Source organism: Stieleria bergensis (assembly GCA_007745635.1).
Taxonomy (GTDB): domain Bacteria; phylum Planctomycetota; class Planctomycetia; order Pirellulales; family Pirellulaceae; genus Stieleria; species Stieleria bergensis.
The window spans coordinates 5,462,325-5,486,717 of record CP036272.1 but is presented as its reverse complement, the minus strand read 5'-3'; the positions used below and the strand labels follow the sequence as shown (position 1 = coordinate 5,486,717).

The 24,393-nt window shown below is 54.6% G+C and carries 12 protein-coding genes; 8 read left to right on the top strand and 4 right to left on the bottom strand.

The features are described from left to right. Positions 1–12: 12 nt before the first annotated feature. The 6 genes from SV7mr_RS19205 to SV7mr_RS19175 all read left to right on the top strand — a co-directional run bounded on the left by SV7mr_RS19205 (position 13) and on the right by SV7mr_RS19175 (position 11,368). Positions 13–570: a DMT family transporter gene (locus SV7mr_RS19205; protein ID WP_419187622.1), complete on the top strand. Its 558-nt coding sequence runs from the start codon at positions 13–15 to the stop codon at positions 568–570. A gap of 423 nt (positions 571–993) precedes the next feature. Further along, positions 994–4,041: a PSD1 and planctomycete cytochrome C domain-containing protein gene (locus tag SV7mr_RS19200; protein ID WP_145275751.1), complete on the top strand. Its 3,048-nt coding sequence runs from the start codon at positions 994–996 to the stop codon at positions 4,039–4,041. A gap of 55 nt (positions 4,042–4,096) precedes the next feature. Further along, complete coding sequence (locus SV7mr_RS25635) at positions 4,097–7,219, top strand: PSD1 and planctomycete cytochrome C domain-containing protein (protein WP_419187621.1); 3,123 nt, start codon at positions 4,097–4,099, stop codon at positions 7,217–7,219. Further along, on the top strand, positions 7,216–8,637 hold the full coding sequence (locus SV7mr_RS19185; protein ID WP_145275749.1) for a DUF1501 domain-containing protein: 1,422 nt from the start codon (positions 7,216–7,218) through the stop codon (positions 8,635–8,637). Before SV7mr_RS25635 ends, SV7mr_RS19185 begins: the two co-directional genes overlap by 4 nt. A gap of 20 nt (positions 8,638–8,657) precedes the next feature. Continuing rightward, complete coding sequence (locus tag SV7mr_RS19180) at positions 8,658–10,088, top strand: DUF1501 domain-containing protein (RefSeq protein ID WP_419187620.1); 1,431 nt, start codon at positions 8,658–8,660, stop codon at positions 10,086–10,088. Positions 10,089–10,423: 335 nt separating this feature from the next. Continuing rightward, entirely contained in the window at positions 10,424–11,368 is a 945-nt protein-coding gene (locus tag SV7mr_RS19175; protein ID WP_145268727.1) for an IS110 family RNA-guided transposase, read from the top strand. Positions 11,369–11,455: 87 nt separating this feature from the next. Here SV7mr_RS19175 and SV7mr_RS19170 read toward each other — a convergent pair whose 3' ends face one another. The 4 genes from SV7mr_RS19170 to SV7mr_RS19155 all read right to left on the bottom strand — a co-directional run bounded on the left by SV7mr_RS19170 (position 11,456) and on the right by SV7mr_RS19155 (position 19,513). Next, positions 11,456–13,525, bottom strand: a complete 2,070-nt coding sequence (locus SV7mr_RS19170; RefSeq protein ID WP_145275745.1) for a S9 family peptidase — start codon at positions 13,523–13,525, stop codon at positions 11,456–11,458. A gap of 139 nt (positions 13,526–13,664) precedes the next feature. After that, complete coding sequence (locus SV7mr_RS19165) at positions 13,665–15,047, bottom strand: sulfatase (RefSeq protein WP_145275743.1); 1,383 nt, start codon at positions 15,045–15,047, stop codon at positions 13,665–13,667. Between the two features lie 157 nt (positions 15,048–15,204). Next, the gene (locus SV7mr_RS19160; protein WP_473163654.1) at positions 15,205–16,719 is read right to left on the bottom strand and encodes a DUF7133 domain-containing protein; all 1,515 of its coding nucleotides are present in this window, start codon (positions 16,717–16,719) and stop codon (positions 15,205–15,207) included. Positions 16,720–16,798: 79 nt separating this feature from the next. Then, positions 16,799–19,513, bottom strand: a complete 2,715-nt coding sequence (locus SV7mr_RS19155; protein ID WP_419187619.1) for a c-type cytochrome — start codon at positions 19,511–19,513, stop codon at positions 16,799–16,801. A 483-nt stretch (positions 19,514–19,996) separates the two neighbouring features. Here SV7mr_RS19155 and SV7mr_RS19150 point away from each other — a divergent pair, with 483 nt between their 5' ends. After that, a complete protein-coding gene (locus SV7mr_RS19150; protein WP_145275739.1) occupies positions 19,997–21,313 on the top strand; it encodes a DUF1552 domain-containing protein in 1,317 nt (438 codons plus the stop codon). 17 nt (positions 21,314–21,330) lie between these two features. After that, positions 21,331–24,264: a DUF1588 domain-containing protein gene (locus SV7mr_RS19145; protein WP_419187618.1), complete on the top strand. Its 2,934-nt coding sequence runs from the start codon at positions 21,331–21,333 to the stop codon at positions 24,262–24,264. Positions 24,265–24,393 lie beyond the last annotated feature (129 nt).

Genomic DNA, 24,393 nt, shown 5'->3' with positions numbered 1-24,393 from the left:
CCAGGCTTTGCCGTGAACCAGTCAGCGACCTTTCTTGTCGTGGCAATTGTCGTTGGCTTGTTGACCGGTTGTCTGCTGGGAACTCAGCCAAGTATCAACGGAGCTTTAGGGGGCGCGGTCAAGTACCCTCTGCAAGCGTCGCTGATCTCGTTCATCACCGGGACCTCGTTGCTGTTGGTCTTGACGATTGTCTCGGGGCAATTTCCGCCTGCGTTCGTTAAGCCGCCCTCTGAGTTGCCTTGGTGGATTTGGTTTGGTGGTGCCGTCGGTGTGGTGATGGTTTCAACCTCGCTGTTCTTTGTCCCTCGCATTGGGTCGTTGTGGTGGTTTGCTGCGGTCATGACCGGACAAACGATCACGGCTCTTTTTCTGGACCATTTCGGTTTGCTTGGCAATCCACGCAGTCCAATCAATGGCTTGCGCATTCTTGGCGTTGTGCTGTTGCTGCTGGGCGTGTTTAGCATCGTGGGGGCGAAGTATTTGGAATACAAACGCACGCACCCCGCGTTGCAAAGTGATGAGCAAGCCTCCAAAGCGCTCGATGATGAAAGCGGTTTAGGTTCTGAGTGACTTCCTCTCGCTGGGCTGGGTGCTGGCCGCCCGTTTGGTGTCTCAGTGTCACCGTTTCCTGCTGTGGTTGTTTTTCGCGTCATCGTGCCAAGCGCGCTGGTGGCACAATGTTCTGCATGGTTTAGCCGGGGGGCGCGGATGGGTCGTGTCGGTTCGTGGTTGCAATGACCGCCGTCTGGATGCAGGCGTGATTCCCCCGTTTGGCATTCGCTCAGCCCGATTGGGTGGATGGCAGGTCAGGTAGCGGAACGAGATCGCTCTGGTGAGCAGCGCATCTTGCTAAAGAAGCCAGGGGCAACTGCGATCGTTGGATGATATCTTCTTTTCTGCAGGCTATAATTTGATCTTCTGCCTTCTTGCCCACCTTCCCGACGTTTCGATCGCTGTGCACTGATCCTAGCGTCTTTGTTTGAGATCCACCCCATGCTGGGAAAGCTTGCTCCAATTGTTCTGTGCGTCTCGGCGGTCGTGTGCCAGAGTTCCAACGCTTGGTCCGCTGAAACCGTTGAATTCAATCGCGACATCCGTTCGATTCTGAGCAATCGTTGTTTCAATTGTCACGGGCCTGACAGTGTGACGCGTGAAGCGGGGTTGCGATTGGACCGACGCGAAAGCGCCACAGGAGAAGCCGATTCCGGTGAACGAGCAATTGTTCCCGGTGACATGGAACAGAGTGAACTGCTGCGTCGTGTCGTTGCCACAGACGACACACGCATGCCGCCTGAAGGATCCGGTGATCCGTTAAGTGAGCAAGAGATCAAACTGCTATCCGACTGGATCCAACAAGGGGCTGCCTACCAAGAGCATTGGGCATTCATTCCGCCAAGCAAACCTCAAGTGCCGGCAGATCCACTTGGCAAGGCAGCCAATCCCATCGATCACTTTGTTCTAGCCAAGTTGCATGACCAAGATGTGCACCCCGCACCGCAAGCGGATCGCGAAACCTTGATTCGTCGTGTTGCGTTTGCATTGACTGGATTGCCGCCGACGCCGGCGGAGATCGATCGGTATGTCGCTGACAAGAGCGATGATGCGTACCTACAAATGGTCAATCGCTACTTTGACTCACCGGCGTATGGTGAGCACATGTCGCGGTACTGGTTAGACCTCGCACGTTACGCGGACAGCAATGGCTATCAGTACGATACCGAACGCCAGCAATGGGTTTGGCGAGACTGGGTGATCAATGCGTACAACCAAAACATGCCCTTCGACCAATTCACATTGGAGCAATTGGCTGGCGACTTGATTCCCGATTCGCAGCCCCAGCAGCGATTGGCGACCGGTTTCAATCGCAATCATGGCATCACGATTGAAGGCGGAATTATCAGTGAGGAATATCGCACCGAATATGTGATGGATCGCGTGGTCACGACGGGGCAGGTTTGGCTCGGTTTGACCATGGGCTGTGCTCGTTGTCATGATCACAAGTACGATCCCATTTCGCAGAAAGAGTTCTATCAGGTTTACGCTTTCTTCAACCAAGTCCCCGAGCGAGGCAACAGTGGCTTTGATCCACGCGAAGTGATTCCATCCCCCTTGGATCAGAGTGATGCATTGACCGAGCAGATTGAGCTCTACAAGAAACGCCTCGCTGATCCGGCCGAGATTGAGCCTGCGTTTCAAAAGTGGGTGAGCGAGTTATCGGGTTCGACTGCCAAGCCCTGGGGCATCCTGAAACCGGAATCGTTCACGTCTTCCGGCGGAGCAACGTTGACATTGCAAGACGATCAGTCGCTGCTGGTCAGCGGTGCGAATTCCAATCAAGACACTTATGAGATCGTTGCCACAACGGATCAGCTGGAGGTCACGGCCGTTCGTTTGCAAGCCCTGACGGATCCATCGCTGCCCGGTGGTGGGCCCGGTCGTCATAGCAATTCAAATTTTGTGCTGACCGAATTTGAGCTCGAAGCGTCCAGCGTTTCGGATCCGAAGCAAACGCAAACGGTCAAGTTTGCTCGCGCGTTTGCAGATTACTCGCAAAAAAGTTACGAGATCGCCAAGGCCATCGATGGAGTTGGCGGCAATAGCGGCTGGGCGGTTGATGGTCCCAGTCGGAAAGAAAATGCGACGGCTGTTTTTGTGGCTCAGAAACCCTTTGGATACGAAGGGGGAACCCGGCTAACATTCCGGCTCAAACACTTAGCAAACTTCGCCACTCATGGTGTCGGCAGGCCCAGGCTGTCGTTGACCACAGAGGCGGCGGATCGTGTTTCGCTGGAGGGACTGCCCCAGCAAATCTTGGAGTTGGCCAAGCTGGACGATCTGCAGCGAACGAAGCAGCAAACCCAGCAGTTGCGAGACTACTTTGTAACGTCCGGCAATCCCTTGAAGCCACTGAAGGAAAAGTTGGCAAAGCTTGAAAGCGAACTCAAACGCCGCGTGCCAGCCACGATGGTGATGAAAGACATGCCCAAGGCTCGCAAAACGCATGTGCTCGATCGCGGCCAGTATGATCAACCCAAGGAAGAGGTGTCTGCGAACACGCCGGATGTGTTTCCAGCGATGGATGAATCGATGTCTGTCAATCGACTGGGGTTTGCTCAATGGCTGACCTCGTCTCAGCATCCTCTGACTGCGCGTGTTGCCGTCAATCGATACTGGCAGCGTTTGTTTGGCATTGGGTTGGTGAAAACATCCGAGGACTTTGGTGTGCAAGGTGATTTGCCCAGTCATCCTGAACTGTTGGATTGGTTGGCAGCAGAGTTCATTGACAGTGGCTGGGATGTGCAACACATTCAGAGATTGATGTTGACTTCGGCAACGTTTAAGCAGTCTGCCAAGATCGCGGACAAGGGCGCCGTGAAGGATCCCGAGAATCGTTTGCTCGCACGCGGTCCCAGCATGCGACTCGATGGTGAAGAGGTTCGTGACATGGTGTTGCAAGCCAGTGGGTTGTTGGTCAATCACATTGGCGGACCAAGTGTTTACCCTTATCAGCCCGCCGGTCTGTGGCTGGAATTGAACAATCGTCCTGGCTATTCAAAAGCCTATCCTCAGGGCGCCGGTGAAGATCTGTACCGACGCAGTTTGTATACATTTTGGAAGCGTACGGTACCGTCCCCGATGATGACAACCTTTGACGCGCCGCAGCGTGAGTTTTGTACTTCGCGGCGCTCACGCACCAACACGCCCTTGCAAGCTCTGATGTTGCTGAACGCTCCGCAGTTTGTCGAGGCGGCAAGGCATCTTGGGCAAGCCATGATCCAGCACGGTGGTCAAGAGATCGATCAGCAGATCACCTACGCGTTCCGCCTGCTCACTTCGCGTCAGCCTTCGGATGCGGAACTGGCGATTTTGCGAGAGGCGTATCAAGAGCAGTTGGCAGCCGGGGAAGGCTCGAAGACCGCTCTGATCAATTTAGCCGTCGGTGATTCGGAAGTTTCCTCCGAAGTGCCTGGCAATCAATTGGCTGCTGCGACCGAGGTCGCTCGGCTGATCATGAACCTCAGTGAAGTGATCACCAAATAGTTTGCTCCTCCACTGGCTTTCCCTTCGAAGGGATGACCGCTTGACTGTCCGAGCTATGAATTCAACTCATCGATTGTCGATCCGCATGCCGATTCATGTCAGCGTTTGCCTGGCATTGGTACTGCTCTCTTGGCGACCCGTTTGGTCACAGGAGGTGCCTGCCGATCATGTGCAACGAGCGAAGCAGGGGACGCAACTGTTTCAAAAGACCATTCGGCCTGCGTTGCTTGAACATTGTTTGGCCTGTCATGGCGGCGAGAAAACACGCGGAGAGTTTGATCTGTCCTCACGTGAACGCTTGCTCGAAGGAGGTCAATCTGGTGAAGTCATCGACCAAGAGTATCCAGAGGACAGCTACTTGATGCTGTTGATCGCGCATGATGATGAACCCAGCATGCCGCCTCAGAAAGATCGCTTGCCACAAGAGTTGATCGATGCTTTCCAGCTTTGGATCAAGCTGGGGGCGCCTTACGACAAGCCGCTGATCGAAAAACGCGACGCGGAGCCAAAACCGATGCAGGTCACCGATTCGGATCGCGAGTTCTGGTCCTTCCGGCCGCTGGCCAAAGTGGCTCCGCCAAAGGTGACGGGGCAATGGGCTCGGACGGACATTGATCGATTTGTCTACAAACGTTTGCAGGACCGCGGGCTTGCGCCCAATCCAGCTGCGACCGACTTGGCTCGGATTCGACGGTTGTACTTGGATGTGATCGGATTGCCGCCGACTCCCGATCAAGTTCAGCATGCCCTGTCCATTCCGCACCAGCAATTGGTTGACGAATTGTTGGACAGTCCCCATTACGGTGAACGTTGGGCTAGGCACTGGTTGGATGCGGCTCGCTTCGCCGAAAGCCATGGCTTTGAACAAGATTATGATCGCAAGTTTGCCTATCACTTTCGCGACTTTGTCATCAAAGCGCTGAACCAGGACATGCCTTGGGATCAATTCGTTCGCTGGCAGATCGCCGGTGATGAGCTCGCTCCCAATGATCCGTTGGCGATGATGGCGACGGGCTTTCTGGGGGCTGGAGTGTTTCCCACTCAGCTCACCGAAAAGGAGTTTGAAAGCGCTCGCTACGATGAACTGGATGACATGGCAGCGACCATCGGTACATCGATGTTAGGGCTGACCATTGGATGCGCTCGCTGTCACGATCACAAGTATGATCCGATCCCCAAGGAAGACTACTATCGCTTCATCTCGACCTTTACCACAACCATTCGCAGTGAGATTGAGATCGACTTGGATCCAGAGGGTTTTGCTGCGAAGAATGACAAGTGGCAGTCCCAGCATGATCGGTTGCTCCAGGCTCGCGACAGTTATCGTGACTCTCCTGAAGTCAAGTCAGGCTTTGATCGCTGGCTTGCGTCCCAGGCTCCGGCTTCGATTCCGCTGAGTCCCTGGTCCACGTTGTCGGACGTTAACGCTCGCTCCAATCAGGCCGCGACGGCGTTGACTGAACAAGCGGACGGGGCGATTCTGGCAACCGGTAACACGCCAGCATTTGAAACCTACACCGTGGACGCAACCCGTCAGGGTTCAGCGATCCGTTATCTGCGAATCGAAGCGTTGACGCATGATTCGATGCCGCGCAAAGGTCCCGGACGTGCCGGGAATGGGAACTTTGCACTTAGCGATTTCAAGTTGCTCGCTGCGGAGGGGGATGACGAAAAGCTCAAGCCGGTCAAGCTTGCCTCCGCACAGGCCACACACCAACAGAACACGGGGACTTTGTCGGTCGAATCATCGTTTGATGGTGATCCCAAAGGCACCGGCTGGGCGGTTGATTATGGGGGCATTGGCAAAGATCAAGCCGCTGTGTTTAAGCTGGAAACTCCGATTGAAAGCGACGGCCAAGTGCGTCTGCAGTGGCAACTCACATTTGCCAACAATGGCCAACATAGCTTGGGCCGATTTCGCTTGTCCGTTTCGTCAGATCAGCAACCTCCAGTGGTCGTTGGTCAGACCCAGATCGATGGCTTGGCAGAGGCACTGGCAGCACTGAAACGCAATCAGCTAACCGATCAGCATCGTGACACGCTGTTCCCGTATTTCATTGCTGACGACGCGAAGTACTCGCAGCTTGATCAAGCGGTCACAAAGTCGCTGAGCCAGAAGCCGGTACCGAACCAGACCAAGGTGCAAGTGTCCAGTGAAGGCTTTCCACCGACCAAGCATCATGCGGATGGTCGTGGGTTTCCACACTTTTATCCAGAGACTTACATTCTCAATCGTGGCGATCCGAATCAAAAGGAAGGCCTTGCGACGACGGGCTATTTGAAGGTCTTGATGCGAGATGATCGAAAGTCCAGTGATTGGCAGGTCAAACCGCCCGCCGATTGGACTCGCACCAGTTACCGGCGCGCTGGGATGGCAAACTGGATGACCGACGTGGATCACGGCGCTGGACATCTGCTGGCCCGAGTGGCCGTGAACCGGCTTTGGCATCATCACTTTGGGCGTGGCATTGTGGCCACTCCGAATGACTTTGGTTTGCAGGGTGGTCAGCCAACGCATCCCGAGTTACTGGATCACCTGGCACAGGAGTTCATTGATGCAGGCTGGAAGCTAAAGTCCATCCATCGCCAGATTCTTAACAGCGCCACTTGGTTGCAAAGCGTCCAGCCCTCGGCTGACAAAGCTGCAGTCGATCCGGAGAACCAATTGCTGTGGCGTTACCCGTCGCGGCGTGTGGAAGCGGAGATCGTTCGTGACACCATGCTGGCGGTCTCTGGTCAGCTTGATACACAAATGTTTGGCCCTGGCACCTTAAACACCAATCATCAGCGGCGCAGCATTTACTTCATGATCAAACGCAGTCGGTTAGTGCCGATGATGCAAATCTTTGATCAGCCGGAACCGCTGTCCAGCCAGGGCAGTCGGCCCAGCACGACCATTGCTCCGCAAGCGTTATTGTTTATGAACAACGCCCAGGTCATCAAATATGCCAACGCTCTTGCTGGCAGTTTGCCGGACCAAGAATCCGAGGCTGCAGTGAAAGCCATTTATCAGCGTGCCTTGGCACGCTTGCCCAGTGAACAGGAACTGCAACTTGATTGCCAGTTCATTGAGGCTCAAGCGGCCTCTTACCAGAACGCAGGGAATCGACAACAGCTCGCGCTTGCCGATTTTTGCCAAGTCATTTTTGGACTCAACGAATTCATCTATCTGCCATGATCATCAATCGACGACAACTGCTGCAGCGTGCCGGAGCTGGTTTTGGAGCCGTGGGACTGACCTCCTTGCTTGCTGAGGAAGGTCTGTTGGCTGCCGAAAGCACCGATCCCTTGGCTGCTAAGCAGTCGCACTTTGCAGGCAAAGCCAAGAACGTGATCTGGCTGTTCATCAACGGCGGTCCCAGTCAAGTTGACACGTGGGACTACAAGCCTGAATTGGAACGCATGGATGGCAAGGAGCTGGAGGGGTTTGACAAGAACACCGGTTTCTTTGCCAATGCGGTTGGACCGCTGATGAAGTCGCCGTTCAAGTTTTCGCCACGCGGTGAGTGCGGAAAAATGGTCTCCTCGTTGTTTCCCAAACTAGGGGAACACGTCGACAAGATGGCCTTCATTCATTCCGGGCACACAGAAAGTAATAATCACAGTCCGGCCCTGTTCATGATGAACTCCGGTCAGCCTCGCATGGGGTTGCCTTGTGTGGGTTCCTGGGTGACCTATGGCTTGGGCAGCGAAAGCCGCGACTTGCCAGCGTTTGTTGTCATGTCGGATCCGCTGAATCGCGGTTTGCCCAAAGGCTCTGCTGCTAATTGGGGTGCCGGATTTTTGCCAAGTGTTTACCAGGGGACTTGGCTAAAACCCAAAGGCGATCCCATCGAAAACTTGAATCGTCCCCGGCATATGAATGCGGTTCAACAGCAGCGTCAACTGGACCTGATGGCGCAGTTGAATCAACAGCACTTGGACAAGCTTGCTGGAGACCAGGAGCTGGAAGCTCGAATCAAAAGCTTTGAATTGGCCTATCGGATGCAAAACGCTGCCCCCGAGGCGTTTGACGTCGATGGTGAACCTCAGCATATCAAGGAACTGTACGGGCTGGGGAACAAGCAATGTGATCACTTTGCCCGTCAGTGTTTGACCGCTCGGCGAATGGTCGAACGTGGTGTTCGATTCGTCCAAATCTATTCTGGTGGCATGGAAAACCAACGCAGTTGGGATGGTCACAGCGATATCCAAGGCAACCACTCTCAGTTTGCTGGCGAGACGGACACGCCGATCGCCGGCTTGCTAACGGACTTGCAGCAGCGTGGTTTGCTGGAGGACACGCTGGTGATTTGGGGCGGTGAGTTTGGCCGGTTGCCTCTGTCACAGAAATCACAGAAGCCTGGGCGAGACCACAACCCGCATTGCTTCACTACCTGGATGGCTGGCGGTGGTGTCAAAGGTGGCATCAGCTATGGCGAATCGGATGAGATCGGCCATCATGCAGCCGTCGACAAAGTGCATGTCAACGATTTGCATGCCACCATTCTGCACTTGCTAGGCTTTGACCACGAAAAACTGACGTACACGTACAACGGTCGACGCTTTCGATTGACCGACGTGGCTGGCGATGTGATTCATCCTATTGTTGCGTAAACCCTCTTATGAAGAACGACATGAACCTAGACATTACGCGACGTCACTTTTTTGGTCGCTCCAGCACGGGACTTGGCACCATGGCCTTGGCCTCGCTGCTGAATCCGAACTTGTTGTCCGGCGATCAGCCCGCCAATCCTGCCGTGGCGGGCAAGTTTCCTAACTTTGCGCCCAAGGCCAAGCGAGTGATTTACTTGCTGCAGTCCGGGGCTCCTTCGCAGGTTGACTTGCTGGATTACAAACCGTCGCTGGAGAAACTTCATCTAACGGATTTGCCCGACAGCGTGCGAGGCGGCCAGCGTTTGACAGGCATGACGGCCGGTCAGAAAACGTTTCCCGTCGTCAAGTCGCCCTGGGCATTTAGACAGCACGGTCAGTCCGGAACCTGGATGAGTGATCTGTTTCCGCATTTGTCGAAGGTTGTGGATGACATCTGCGTGGTCAAGTCCATGCACACCGAAGCCATTAACCATGACCCTGCAATTACCTTCTTTCAATCGGGACACCAACAACCGGGGCGTCCTAGCATTGGCGCTTGGCTCAGTTATGGATTGGGCAGCGAAACAGAGAACCTTCCCGCCTTTGTGGTGTTGTTGACCAAGAACACCTTCCATCAAGCTCAGCCACTTTACGATCGTTTGTGGGGGAGCGGATTTTTGCCCTCGCAATATCAAGGTGTCAAGTTTCGCAGTCAGGGCGATCCCGTGCTCTATTTGAATGATCCGACCAACCGAGACGCCGCAGCGCGTCGGGGGATGCTGGATCGTTTGGAAAAACTGAATCAGTTGCGATTCCAACAGACGGGTGATCCGGAAATCAATGCCCGAATTGCTCAGTATGAAATGGCTTATCGGATGCAGACTTCGGTTCCAGAGTTGGCGGACTTCTCGGATGAACCCGAGAGCACGTTCGAGCTTTATGGTGACGAAGCAAAGCAACCCGGTAGCCATGCGGCGAACTGTTTAATGGCTCGACGAATGGCCGAACGAGGCGTCCGCTTCATTCAAGTCTTCCACCGTGGTTGGGATCATCACAGCAACGTCAATAAGTACCTGCCGAACCTGTGTCGTGAAACCGATCAAGGATCCGCCGCCTTGATCGCTGACTTAAAGCAACGTGGCATGTTGGAAGACACGCTGGTGGTCTGGGCAGGTGAGTTTGGACGCACCGTGTACGCTCAAGGTCGCCCCGAAACATTTGGTCGTGATCACCATCCGCGATGCTTTTCGATCTGGATGGCTGGGGGTGGAGTGAAGCCCGGGATCAGCTACGGTCAGACCGATGACTTCTGTTACAACGTCGTGGAAAATCCCGTGCATGTGCATGACTTCCATGCCACCATGTTGCACTGTATGGGCATCGATCACGAAAAGCTAACGCATCGATTCCAGGGGCGAGACTATCGGTTGACCGACGTGCATGGACACGTTGTGAAAGACATTCTGGTTTAACCGCACTGCCGCCATTAGCCGTTCGCCACGGTTCTTTCAACAACACTCTCCCGCCAGCGGGAGAGTTCAGTCAACGGTTCTTTCAATAACACCCTTGTATGTTACATTCTAGTGGTGTTTCGTTGGACACTACAGATGCAGTTGCTTTAGCCTCTGAGCGTAGCGAAGAGGCTAAAGCAACTGCGGCCGACGGCAGATCGTTGACCCTCGAGTGCTGCAACGCAGATACTGTGCGGGAGCTGGATCGTCGTCGGCCTTTGGTAAATAGCCCGAACAGCCGCCTGAGCCGAGACAAGCTCTCGAGCTCGCATTTGCAAGGAAGGGATACATCCAAGATGAGTTTTCAACACTTTATCGGAATCGATGTCTCAAAAGCCAAGCTTGATCTCGCGTTTGATGAACAAGCCACGACAACAGTCGTTCCCAATGATCCAAAGGGAATTGATGAGCTAGTGGATTTGTTGCCAGAAGCGAAGTCTTGCCTGATCGTAATTGAGGCCACTGGCAACTACGAACGTCCACTCGCTGTGCGACTTGTTGAAGCCGGCCATGTTGTCTCTGTGGTCAATCCGAGACAAGTGAGAGACTTTGCCAAAGCGATTGGAAAATTGGCAAAGACTGACAAGATCGACGCACGCATCATCGCACTGTTTGGGAAATTGACGAGGCCTCGAGCCGTCGCCAAAACCAAGCAATTGCAGGGTGAATTGGATCAGCTTGTGACTCGAAGAAGACAGTTGATCGGCACCAGAACTGCCGAGAAGAACCGACAGGGACAAGCCGTGTCCGGAGCGGTTCGCAAGAGCATTCAGCGCGTTCTCGATGCAATCAACAAGGACATCAAAATGATTGATCGTGAGATCCAAAAGCTTGTGCAGTCTGATGATGACTGGAAGCATCGCGCCGAATTACTTGGGACGATGCCTGGTATCGGCGATGTGACATCAGCAACGATCATTGCAGAGTTACCAGAGCTTGGCGACCTGAACCGACAGGAAATCGCCTCGCTCGTTGGACTAGCACCGTTCAACCGGGACAGCGGGCAGATGCGAGGCAAGCGTTCGATTTTTGGAGGCCGTGGATCAGTGCGATCGGCGCTCTACATGGCCGCACTGAGTGCTCGCCGATACAACCCAGCGATCGCAGCCTTTTCCAAGAGACTGGCCGAACAAGGCAAGCCTCCAAAGGTCGTTATTACCGCATGCATGCGCAAAATCCTCATCACACTCAACACAATGGTCAAAACAAATACAGCATGGGAAAATCCACAAAACGCTTGACATCTAACACAGCCGCTCCCGCCAGCGGGAGGGTTCAGTCAACGCGCCATCAGCGGTTTGGCGTTCGCCACGGTTTGGTGACAATGCTTAGACGCCGCCGCTGGGTAAGTTCTCTTTCAGGTAGCGGATGATCAGCATGCGAACATGCACGCGAGAACCCGGACCTTCACTTAGGCCGTGGTCACGGTTGGGGTACACCATGTAGTCGAATGGTTTGCCCATCTCAATCAGTCGATCGACCAAGCCTTCGATGATTTGGATGTGTGTGTTGGTTTCCCCCGAACCGGTCACGATCAGTAGTTTGCCTTGCAGGCCCTCGGCGAAATTGATCGGCGCGGCGCGCTTGTAGCCCTCTGGATTGACTTCGCGTGTCCGCATATAGATCTCTTGGAACCAAGCGTTGTACAGGTGCGGTTGAGGCTTGGGCACGACGGCGATGCCAACATGATAAACATCGGGCTTTCGGAACAAGGCGTTTAATGTGTTCGAGCCCCCGCCACTCCAGCCCCAGATGCCGACACGTGAAAGGTCGGCGTATGGACGTGTTCTGCCCAGTTCTTTGATCGCGGCAGCCTGCTCCTGAGTCGAAAGGGCGCCAAGGCAGCCGAAGATCGAGCGACGCCAGGCTGCGCCTTTCGGTGCCGGAGTGCCACGGTTGTCGATCGAGACCACTAGATAGCCAAGTTCCGCAACCAGTTGATGGAACTGTGTGTGGACCGCGCCCCATTTGTTCATCACCGTTTGGCCGTGAGGCTCGCCATACACGTAAACAAAGACGGGGTACTTTTTACTTGGGTCAAAGTCCTTGGGCTTCATCATCCAAGCGTCCGCAGTGACTTCGTCGCTAAGCTTCAGTTTGATGAACTCGGTGGGAGGCGTTCCCATGGATTTGATTTTTTCGCTTAGCTCGCGATTGTCTTCCAGCACGCGAATCTGACGATGGCTTGGCAGTTCGACCAGCGACGTGACCGGTGGTGTATCCAATGTTGAATACGTATGGAACGCATGCTTGAAATCCGGCGCGAACTGATAGTCATGCCAACCGGACTGCTGTTTGGGTGACAGTTGTTGCAGCGTTCCCGATCCATCAAGCGGGACGCGAAACAGGTAGCGCTGCGTGCCGTCGTCAGGCGATGCATAGAAGTAAAACCAACCACCCTCGACATCCACTGGGCCACGATCAATGATGTCAAAGTCACCGGGGGTCAGGAGGGTCTGTTGGTCGTCGGAGCGTGAGCAAAGGTAGGCGTGTCGCCAGCCATCTCGTTCCGTGATGACAATGAATTGCCCTGCATCACCAACCCAGATCAGTCCCATGTTCTTCGCCGGGCTACTGACGGCCCAGGCTTTGTCGGTTTCTTCAAACAGAGTTTGGCTTTGACCTGTGCGGGCATTGTAGAGCAGGAAGACACGGTGGTCGCGAAATCGACTGAGCCATTCGATCAGCACTTCATCTTTGCCGACCCATTCGGTTTGTCCAAGATAAAACCCCTGTGTGTCGTCCTGTTTCAATTCCTCTAGTGGCAACCACTGCACGCTGTCGTCACCCTTGTTTTTGATTGCTTGTTCAGCATCGACAACGCCGACGCGGAGCGTGGCAATCGTGCCGCCGACTCTGGCAAAACGACGATTCTGAACCGCCGGGTAGCTAGGGTCCGTGGGGCGCAACATCGCACGTGTTTTCACGTCGGTTTGATCGGAGGCGATTAGCAAGGCTCGTGTTCCGTCCGCATTCCAGCGAAAGCCGTAGTAGTTCACGTCGCGGCCTTCGGGACGCTTGATCACAGAGGCTTCTTCATTGGACGTCTTGTGTTGGACAATGACTCGGTCGCGGCGCACTTGCAATCGATAAGGCTCTGGTGGTTTCGTAGCAGCGGCAGCTTTGTCTGCCGTCACGGGTTCGCCGGTTTCGATCTCAAGATGAACGCGACGATTGCGATTGGTTTGTGGATCGCGAACTTGGGTGATGTAGGCCTTGCCATCGGCTGACCAGTTACCCGAGAAGCCTTTGGCACGAAAGGCGCCCTGTTCATAAATTGCTTTCAATCGCGGATGGGCGATTTCGTTCCAGTTATCTTCTGCCAGCGATGTTGCAGCGGGAAGCATCGCGAGCAGGCACAGTAACGCAGCGGCAGATTGTTTGATCAAGGGCGTCATGGTGGAAGTTCAAAAGGCTGGGAATGATGCTGGGCAGGAAAGTTGAGACGCAGTGAAGTGAATCAGTGGTGTTCAGGGCCGGGAATTGTCTCTGCGGTGATGGGTTCGCCGCGATCGAGTGCATCTATGAACACCAGAGCTAGCGTTGCGGCAAGGCCGCGTCGACATCAACAAGCCACTTGCCGAGTCGCTCATTGAGCTCTTTGGCCAGCTGGGGCTGACTGCTGGCGAGGTTCTTGCGTTCGCCGATGTCGTTCTTGAGATCATACAGTTCCAGTGAGTCATCGTCGTAACGGCGGATCAGTTTAAAGTCACCGGAACGGATGGCGCTGGCCAAGCGATTGCGTTTGTGAAAAGCGTAGTTTGGGTAATGGAAATGGATCGCGTCACGTTCAAATCCATCGGTTTGTTTCCACAGCGGCAGCAAGCTCAGACCGTCGCAGATCGCGTCCGGCTGCTGTTTCAGACCGGCGACTTCCAAGAGTGTTGGGAAGCAATCTGTGCTGATGATTGGCTGGCGGCATGTCGTGCCGGGCTCAATCACGCCGGGCCAACGAACCATCCAGGGAATGCGGATGCCGCCTTCGAACATCATGCCTTTGAAGCCACGCAATGGTCGATTGTTGCCGTTGTAGCCACCGTTGTCGGACTTGAAAATCACCAGGGTATTGTCGCGCAGACCAGACTCGTCCAGTGCTGTCAGAAAGCGTCCAATCGCGGTGTCCATGCCTTCAATCATCGCGGCATAGGCTGGGTCGTTGATTGCTTTGCGCTGGCGATACTTTTCAATCAGTTTGTTTGGGGCTTCCAGAGGATAGTGCACCGAGAACGGCCACCAGCTCAGGAAGAACGGCTTGTCCTTGTGAGCTTGCACGTATTGGATTGCTTCATCGGCCAAGCGTTCCGGCAAGTATTCGCCTTCGGGACCGTCGGTCAATGCGTCGTTTCGATACGGAGAAAAATAGGTTGGCGGTCCGCCACGGCCTGTGCCACCAATGTTGATGTCAAAGCCTTGGTGCTGGGGCCGCAGGTCCGCTTCCTTGATTCCCGATTGGTTGTTGCGAGCAACGTACGACAAGTGCCACTTGCCAAGGTGTGCGGTGTCGTAGCCAGCGGTTTTTAAGCGTTCGGCAATCGTGGTGTAGTCAAGCGTCAAATGCCGGACGGATTGGGCTTCCTGCAGGTCTGAGTTTTCTAAGGAGTATCCGTCGGGATGACCGGGGGCATGGTTGGTGATTCGCAGCCGAGCTGGCGCCATGCCGGTCATCATCGCGGACCGTGTCGGAGAACAAACCGGCGAAGCAGCGTAGGCATCGGTGAATCGCATCCCTTCGCCAGCAAATTGATCCAAGCAAGGCGTGTCAATGGCTTGGTTGCCGTAGCAGTGCAAATCACGCCAGCCCAGATCGTCGGCCATGATGACGATGATGTTCGGCGGCGCCGCCTGCGTTGGCGCTGTGTGGCCAAACAAGGCAATCGCAAAGCTCAGGCAGGCCAGGAAATCAATCCATCGCAAGTTCATGATGACGTCTCGGTGCAGTTGGATTCTGTTCAATTCGATTCGGTACAGGTCGATAGGATGCGTTGTGCTGAATGTGTTCAGGCAAGTCGTTTAGCGGGAGTTTGCTGAATCGATCAGTGCGTTGCTGTCAGTCAATCAGTGCGTTGCTGTCAGTCAATCAGTGCTTGGGGATTTCGTTCAGGGTGTAATAAGCGTTCACGTGCAGCAGTGGCTGGTCTACGTTGCTTCGCACACCAGAGCAATCGAATTCATGGACATGCCCTTGGACCAATCCATTGACTTTAAGCTGGACTTGCATGCCGTCCTTGGAGACTTCGGCCTTGGTTACCGTGGGATTGGTTTGATCCACTTCGGGACTGCCGTAGCCTTGCTGGTAGATGTGAGTGAAGGTGCTCATCGAATAACTGCTGGGATCACCAGCGGTTTTGGGATCGACGGGCTTGGTAAAGGTTAGCAAGAAGCCGTCTGGCTTGGCGTTGACTTCTTTGATTTCAAACGGGACTTTGCCGGTCCAGTCCAAGCGTTGCAAGGCGTACGGTCGCGGACCACGCACCGGCCAGCCACGATTGGTCCCGCCGACGATCAAGTCACCGTTCGGTGAGAATTCACAGGCCAGCAGTCCGGTCGCCAGGCCTTCACGGAACGGATAGCAGGCACCCTGCCAAACGCCGTTGACTTTTTCGGTGGTCGCTCGCATGACGACGCTTAAGCTAAAATCGCCAATGAACATTTGGTTTTCAAAGGGACCAAATTTGCCACCTGTGCGATCAACGGTGAAGCCAGAAATCGAGCGTCCCATTTTGCGATAGGGGAAAACAACCGCGTAGGGAACCAGCTCTTTGACTCGTTTGCGTTCGACTTCTAAACGTGAGCGAGTCTGTGGGACTTGCGGAGCCTGCTGCATGGTTTCGACGCCCATCTCCTTGGCCAGCGGATACCAGTTGAAGCTGACTGGATGGCCCATGAATCCACCGGGCTGCAAGACCTTCAGCGAGCAGGATCCGTTCCAAGGACCTTGGCTTTCGGCATAAAACATCACGCCGTGTTCATTGGGGCCAATGCCGCAAGGACTGCGGATGCCGCTGCACACGGGAATCGTCTTGCCGTCTTGGGTGACTTTGACACACCAGCCGCGAAAGGGGACCTTGGAGTTGTAGCTTTCTGACAGGCAGAGCGCGACCCAAATGTTGCCTTCGGGGTCGAGCTTGGATCCGAAGGCAAACTCGTGATAATTGCGAAAGCCCCAAATGTCGCTGAGCGTGCGAAACTGGTCCGCGCGGCCGTCCCCGTTGGTGTCGGTGATCTTGGTCACTTCGGTTTGCTGAGTGATGTAGAACGCGCCGTCTCGGAACGACATCCCCATCACTTCATCCAGTCCCGATGCGTAGCGTGAAAACGTTGTGCGTGGGTTTTTGTCAAAGGCTCCGTCGACCAGATAGATCTCACCCCGCCGCGTTCCGATCGCCAGGCGATTGTCTGGCATGACTTCAAAGCAGCCAGCTTCCAATGCCATTTCACTTGGGAAGGGGATTTCGACGATCCGATAGTACTTGGATTCCTCTTCGGCAGTCCCCCAGTACTCGCCCAGGGTTTCGGCAAGCGTGGTGGGAGCGGTCGTGAGCAAAAAAGCCAAAGTGACCAAAGCAGTGATCAGTTTCCGATTCATATTCATTGCCGATTGCAAACGGCTGTTCAGGGCAGAGATCAGTGACGTTAATGGAGGTGATTAAGATCAGGAGGCAGGACGCAGGTTACCAACTGTATTCCAGTGTGATCGTGCTGCGTCCCGGTTTGAGGTTCAAGGGGAGTTGCAGACGCTGTGTTTCGTTGTCGTTAGCAACCACTGCCTTGCCGTCCACGATGGTGACCCGTAGTGCGGAGTCAATCAGGAAGACGTTGTCGGCGACTTGTTTGATTTCCTGGCCGTTGGCCGCTCGGAACACCAGCCCCGGTTGGGCTTGCTTGGCGTCAATGACGATGGTGCGGCGCAAAACACCGCGTTGCCCGTCGTTGGCTTTGGCATCGACAAAGTAGTCTTCGACCTGCAGGTCACCGAATTGGTATTGCAAACGGGGACGCTGTTTTTCGTCCAGTGAATAGCCTCGGAATTGATGGTTTGGTGGTCGGCCATCGTCAACGGCCCAGGGCTGGTCGGCGCTGTCTAGGTCGGGGCCCGGCATGAACTGAATCGGACGTTCGCCTAACGGGCGGACGCGCCCATGCCCTTGGCTACGCCAGACTCCGCCGGGATCGGCGAACTTGCCTTGCCAGATGGAAGCCAGACGCATCTGTTCGGCGTCGTAGGATAAATTGACTTGGCTGGGGTATCCTACTCCAATGCCTCGTTTTCCAATTCCTGGGTAAGAGCGTCTTAGTATGACGGCTTCGTCATTGGCGAGTAACTCAATCGGTTCGGTGATCAATCCGCGAGGCGTACGAGCTTGCCGGCCGTCGAGCAAGTACTGCCACATCGCCTCGATCTGAAGGTCGGTGTTTCCGTCGACGTAGTCTTCCCGCATCGCTCGGCCACCGGGCCAGAACGAAGGCATGATGGTGTTGGGATTGAACGTCTGTGGTTGACGCATGTATTGATCGAACCAGCCTTTATGCAATCGCTCGGCCATTTCGGTTAGATCGACGGCAGACATGTTGGCTGCCTTTTTTAGCTGAAACGAATGGCAGGCGATGCAATTCAAACCCTGACTGCCGACGAGTTCTCCACCGACTTTACGGATCTCTTTTTGGTCGTCGAATGTGACCTGTGGCGGTTCAATCGGTGGATCAAGTTCCTGGAAGGCTTCGACCAAGTGCCCGACGTTATCGGTGCCGAACTGAGGCATTCGGGTCAACACATAGGGGCGGATGGCACGGCCGCTGACAAGGACTTGTCGCATCCACTGCGGCTTCAGCTTGCTGCCTGCGTTGGTCAGTGGCGGAGGGATTCGGCCTTGTGGTCCCAGGTTGGGATCGCCGGTCTTGAAGTACGGATTGCGTGCTTCGCTGACGCCGCCAAGTTGATCTCGCTGGTGACAGTTGACACAGCGAAAGGCGGTCAGTTGAAGATTGAGATGATCGATAGGATCGGCAACCTTGCCGCCAGAGCGAACGGCGACTTGCAGTTGTTCACGTTGCAGATCTGTTAAATCAAAACGTGGCGAGGTGGTGGAGCTCTTGCTTAGACAACCTTGTTGCACACGTAACTCTGCAATCGCCAGGGACGCGTCTGGTTTCGCGTCTTGTTGCAACTGGTGGCATTGATTGCAACGCAGTTCGACAAAACGTTCGCGTCCCCGTTCAGCCAGTTTGGCATCGACCACAAACGGGGCGGTCGGTTCCGTCGCTTGCTTGCTGGAGACCAGGTAACTGGCCAAGTCGTTGGCTTCCCAGTGGTCGAGTTTCATGTTGGGCATTCTGCCGGCAGGTCTTGTCGCCAGCGGGTTTTCCAGAAAGGCTCTCAGCCCATCGCGATGGTACTTGTCTGCAGTGGGCCCCAGCGGAACGGAGCTCTCTGGCAGCAATGGTTGCAGCGTGTCGTCCAGTGGAGAGTGGCAGGACACGCAGCCAACGGAATGAAACAGCTCCTTGCCGCGATCACTGGCCTGAGCATCCAAAGGCTGATCTGATAACGACTGGTCGCTGAGCGAGACCACATAATGAGTCAGTTCGGTGGCAGCTTGCTGCCGTTGGGCTGGCGTCAAATGTGCCATCACATCTGGCATGGTCGTTCCAGGTTTGACCGTGACGGGATCAGCGATGAAACGCAACAGAAATTCCGGACGGAGCGCGTTGCTTGATTGTTGCAGGTTAGGTGCCGTCTTGGCTGGCAATGCCAGTTCTTGGTTTCCGCTGTGACACGCTGTGCAGTTCAGTTCGCTTAGCAGTGCAACGCCACGCAGCGCGGGGCGAATGGTTTCTCCACCAACGGGCTGGGCGTGGAGTTTGCTGGCAGGCTTGTTCTCTTTCAGTTCCATCAGGTAGCGAGTGAGGTCCAGGAACTGCTGGCGATTGGCAAGCTGATCGATCAAGTTGTCCGGCATCAGCGATTGCTTGGCCGTTGTCAGTTGTTCAATGTCATCCTTTGCCAATTCAATTTGGCGCACGTCTTGTTCAAAGACCTGCAAGACCAAGCGTTGATCGTTGTTCGTCAGGGGCCGTCCTGTGATGACTTGCCCATCGACGTTCAGCACACGAACCGATTCATAACCTTTCTTGATGACCTTCGATGGTTGCAGTAGCGATTCGACCAGGTGAACGTCGCTGACCGGTTCGTCCGCCGCCATCTGTCGCAGGCTGGGAGCGATGGGTTGCGTGGCTCCCGAATCATGACAGCGCGTGCAGGCAAGGTCTTTGCGCGTCAGCAAGATCGCACCGACGATGGCGTTGCCTTTCTCTCGAGCGTCCTTGGCAAGCGTTTCAACCGATTCGGTCTTCAGCTTCTGGGAAAGCGACTGTGCAGAAACTGGCAAGCAGCTCGCCAGTAGAAACAAGACGCCACAAAGCCAGCGGCATGTGGGGAGACAGCAAGTGGGCAAACAAGCGAGTTGATCGAACATATCAGGCAATGGAGAGAAGCTCTGGCAGGGGATGGGATGCACAGGGGATGGGATACACAGGGGATGGGATACACAGGGAAGCCGGGCGATCAGCAGGCAGTCGTGTTTCGCAGGCAGTCGTGTTTCGCAGGCAGTGTTATTTCGCAGGCTGGGCGATCGCGGCTGCATCGTCATAGTGTAGCTGCATTGGCTGGGTTTGCGTTTCCAGGCACTGGACATTCGCTCCACGGAGGCTGAAAAGATCTGCGATCCTGGCGGCGAAGCCGTTCCCCGTCTGCATTAGGGTCGCGATCGCTTTACTGGGAAGCTACAATGGAGTCTCCTGCCCACCACTCTTGCCTACCGAATGCTATGAAGCGTACACGCCGATCTTTTCTGCATTGTTCGAGCGCTGTCATGACGCTCCCCTTTCTGCCTTCGCTTGCCAAGGCTGCTGATCGAAAGGCAGTCAAGAAACCAGCTAAGAAGTTGGCCATGGTCTACTTGCCCAACGGAATTGTCAGACGCTGCTTTTTCCCAGGCGAAGAAAACGCCGAGGTTCCCGGTTTCATCGGCGGTTTCAACGCGGACAAGGTCAAGAGCGATCGGCGCTTTGAGAACGAGCCTGGTATCTACGCCCCACAGTTCAGTTCGACCATGGAGCCGCTGCGTGAACTGGCTGCAGACATGACGATGATTACCGGATTGGATCGTAGTTATAAAAATGGCCAGGATGTGCACGCCCAGGGAGCGTCCTGTTATCTAACCAGCCTGTCTCCCGAGCAGGCTCAAGAACAGAACATCGCTCATCCCAATGGCCGAACTCTCGATCAAGTGATCGGCGATCATGTGGGGCATTCAACGGTGTTCAATACGTTGGAGATCAGTTGCAACGGTTTCACGGCGCCAAAGGAGCCGATCGAGTTTGACAACATCTCGTGGTACGGCCCCGGGAAAATTGCACCCTCGATTCGAGAGCCACAGAAACTGTACCAGCGATTGTTTTTGCAGAAGAGCTATCGCGAGCACGTCGCCGACGTCACGGACTTGGTGCTCGAAGACGCTCGCAGCATGTCCGGTAAACTGGCGGTTGATGATCGCCGAACGATGGATGGGTTCATGCAGATGATCCGAGAGATCGAAATCCGCATGAAAAAACTGGAACGCATGCTTGCAGGTGCTGATGTCACGGTGCCCAAGAATGAAGTCTTGCCCCGGGGAGAATACATTCGCTTGCAAATGGATTTGATGTTGCTGGCTTTTCAAATGGGAATCACCAACGTCAGCACGTTCATGATCGGTCCAGAACGCTGGGACGCGACGCTGATGTATGAGGGGGTCTTTGATAAGCCGGTTCAGCATCACAACATGACGCACAATCAGAAAGGGGACGGCTACAAAGAATTGCAGAAGATCGACATCTTCCACATGGAGCAGTACGCGTACCTGATCCGCCGCATGAAAGAAGTCAAAGAGTTTGATGGCAGTTCGCTGTTGGATAATTCAATCTGTGCCTTCGGTGCGGGATTGGGTGACGGAGCGACGCACCAGTACTATGACTTGCCGATGATGGTTGCTGGCAAGGCGCAAGGACAGATCAAACAAGGTCGATTCATTAAAATGGAAAGTGGGACGCTGAATTCGAATCTCTGGTTAACGTTCGCTCAAATGATGGGCTTGGAAATCGATTCCTTCGCCGATAGCAATGGCATCGTTTCGGAGTTGTCGACATGATGCGGTGGAAATTGACGATGAAGAATTCACTTGCCCCGCTACTGCTGTTTCTGACGTTTTCCATCACTGAAGTCGTCTCTGCAGACCCGCAAAGCGATTTGGTGGACGTGCTGGAGACGTCTTGTGTTCACTGCCACAACGCTGATGACCGCAACGGTGAAGTCAGTTTTGAAGACTTGGACGAAGCTACGTTGGCCGAAGAACTCGGGCTGCTTGATCAATTGTTCGATGTGCTCAGCAATGGGGCGATGCCTCCCGAAGACGAGCCAGAGCTAGCAGATGAAGCTCGAGACGCAGCAATCGCTGCGATCAAGGAGCTGATCGCGAAATCAATCAAGACTGATCAGCCACCGGTCGTGCCGCTGCAGCGTTTGAATCGCTTTCAATACAATCACACGGTTCGCGATTTGTTTCAGTTGGATCGCGATGTGTTTGCGTTGTCCGAAAAATTGATGACACGGCATAGCGATTACTTACAAGTTGCTCGCCGCAAGGGAGCTTTGCCCGACGTCTTGCAGGTGGCGTCGCATGCTCTGAACCCAATTCCAGGATTGGCCGACGTCAAACCGTTTCCCAAAGACCTGCGTGCCGAGCATGGATACGATAATCAAGCCGATCAGCTGACACTTTCGCCGCTCTTGCTGGACGCCTTTCTGCGGCTCAGCGTGTCGATCGTTGAAAGCGCTGATTTCAACGAAAACACCGTGGGCGTTTGGGACCAGTTGTTTGCTGCACCAGAGCAGGATTCCGAGTACTCGGATGAAGTTCGCCGCCGGCTGACAGCGTTTCTGCCGTTGGTCTTTCGTGGGCCAGTCGATCAGGCGACCGTTGATCGCTACGCCGGGTACACCCTGGCGAAGATTCAGCAGGGAGCGAGTTTTACCGACGCGATGAAGAAGGTTTCGGCTGCGGCGCTTTCGTCCCCTTTGTTTCTGTTTCGCAGCACCAGCACGGATCCGAGTGATCAGCCATTCATTTTGGCGTCGAACCTGTCGTACTATTTGTGGGGCAGTTGTCCCGACGCAGAACTGCTTGAACTTGCTGGTCAAAATCAGCTCGCCGATCCGAATGTGCTTCAAAGCACCGTCGCACGCATGCTTGTGGATCCAAAGGTTGAACGTTTTTTGGATGCGTTCCCGGTCCAGTGGATGCAGCTAGAGAACTTGATGGCCTCGACTCCCGACCGTGGATTGCACCGCTATTTCTATGTGGATCCGAAGTCACCGGCTAGCGTTCAGATGGTGCTCGAGCCCCTCTTGCTGTTTGATGCGGTGTTCGCAGAGAATCGGCCACTGATTGAATTGGTGCAGCCGACCAGTGTTTACCAAAGTGACTTTCTGAAGGCCTGGTATCACAGCGAGATGAAGCCACCGGCGATCGATAAGCAGGCGTTGACCAAAACCAATCAAGAGCGTGATCAGCAACGGCAAGCCTTGCAAACGAAGATCGCTGATCTGAGTCGGCAAGAGAGTGAGTTGTCCGATTCGATTCGCCAGCAGTTGCTCCAACAGCGGACTGCGAATGGCAGTCAACCTTTGCCAGATCTAAGACCCTATGCGGCTTGGGAGTTTAATGGCGATCTGAAAGAATCCCTGCATGGATTGGACTTGACCGCACATGGCGACATCTCGTTTCAAGATGGCACAGTTGACCTGGAGAAGTCTTACTTGATCAGCAAGAAACTGCCCATTGAATTGAAGGCCAAGTCGCTGGAGGTCAGGTTCGTGTTGCAAGACTTGGATCAGCGTGGTGGCGGATTGATGGGTGTTTTAAAAGGCGGCGGTTTCTTTGATACCATCGTGATAGGCGAACGCAAGAACCGGCATTGGATTTCGGGCAGTAACAGCTTTGCTCGTACGGAAGATTTTCCGAACTCGTTTGAGGAAACCGAAGTCGGCGAGTCGATTCACTTGCTAATGGTGTATCAGGAAGACGGCACGACGAAGCTGTATCGAAATGGGACGCCGTACGGTGAATCCTATCAGAAAGGAAAAGCATTCTTCCCCAAAGACGAATCAACGATCGTTTTTGGACTGCGGCACTTGCCGCCCGGTGGCAATCGATTCTTAACGGTTCGTCTCGATAACGCAAGGCTCTATGACCGAGCTTTGACTGCAGAGGAGGCCGCTGCCGCCGCCAGCGGCAGTGGTTTCGTTTCCCAGACGGAATTGCTTGCCGCCATGAGTGCCCAGCAAAAGCAACGCTGGAAGCAGTTGACTGAATCGATTGACCAGATGCGTTCGCAGTTGAGCGACATTCCTGCCAACGTCGATCTACAAAAGGTTGCCAATCAACAGCGGCAGCGTTACGAAGGGGAGTTGCGACGGCAATTGAATGCACGCGAATTCAAACGTGTGGCGGTCGATGACCGACGCTACGGGGGCATTGTCACCAATGGTGCCGTGTTGAGCATGACCTCAGGGCCCAAGCGGACGCATCCAGTTGCGCGTGGCGTTTGGCTCACCGAGGTGCTGTTCAATGATCCGCCATCTCCACCGCCCAACGATGTGCCAACGTTAGACGAAGATCCAGCGGACAAGCGACTGACCATTCGCGAACGCTTTGAAGCGCATCGTTCCAACGCCGCCTGTGCAGGCTGCCATGCCAAACTGGATCCCTTGGGTTTTGCGCTGGAAAATTTTGATATCACCGGGCGTTGGCGAGACAAGTATCGCAATGGCCGTGACGTGGATTCAGCAGGAGTGTTGCATCGCAAGCATGCATTCACCACGATCACCGAGTTCAAGTCGTCGTTGGTGAATCAGCAGGATCGATTTCAGCGAGCCTTTGTGGAACATCTGCTCCGTTACGCTTTGGGACGCAAGCTCGAAGCCGCTGACATCTTGACCGTTGATCGAATTCTTGAGCAATGTGAGAGCGAAGGCTTTACCATTGCTGAAATTGCTAAACAAGTCGCCGTCGTTGGGCTCGCGCCACGAACGTCGCGGTAACATTTACGCGGTAACATTTACGCGGTAACATTTACGCGGGCGCAGATGATGTTTCCAAGTTGCCGTTCGCAGGGATGCGTCATGCTGTGATGCTCGTCCGCTTTCGGCGGCCAACGGGAAATCCAGTAT